This window comes from Vibrio sp. 1978 (genome assembly GCF_033344345.1).
The window spans coordinates 1-524 of sequence record NZ_JAWPOP010000987.1 but is presented as its reverse complement, the minus strand read 5'-3'; the positions used below and the strand labels follow the sequence as shown (position 1 = coordinate 524).

The following is a 524-nucleotide window of genomic DNA, read 5'->3' as shown; positions in this document are numbered from 1 at the left end:
CGTCATGTGAGAAAAACGGTAGAGCTTAACTCCTGTCGCTTCTTCGATGGTGTCAACAAAGCGATTTGGCATATTCAGCTCGTAAAACAATACATCAATGCCAGATCGTTTGATCTTCTCGATCGTCTCTTGCAGTTGGCTCGCGCTCGGCTCCACGCCATGAGCTGGCTCAATCACTGCAGCAACATCCACACCAAACTCTTGCAGAATGTAGCCGTATGCGTTGTGCGTTGTCGCAACCTTCATTCCTGCCGTGTCCAATTCGCCCAACGACAACATGGCATCACGTTTCATCATGCGAAAAGTTTTGGCGTATTGACGCGCGTTTTTACGGTAGAAATCGGCATTGTCAGGGTCGAGCTTGCTCAACTCGCTCGCGATGGTATAAACCTTTTGAATCGTTGTTGAGAGCCCAACGAACGTATGTGGATTCACCGCGCCTTGCCCGACTGATTGTCCCATTGCTGGCAATAGCGGAACTTCTTTGTTGGCTTCAATGACAACGAGATCATCGCGTTGCGATG

1 protein-coding gene is annotated in these 524 nt (G+C 49.4%); it reads right to left on the bottom strand.

The window, feature by feature from the left end; genetic code table 11:
• Positions 1–524, bottom strand: a 524-nt coding sequence (locus R8N49_RS30250) for a metal ABC transporter solute-binding protein, Zn/Mn family (protein ID WP_318190834.1), incomplete at both ends; no start/stop codon positions are given.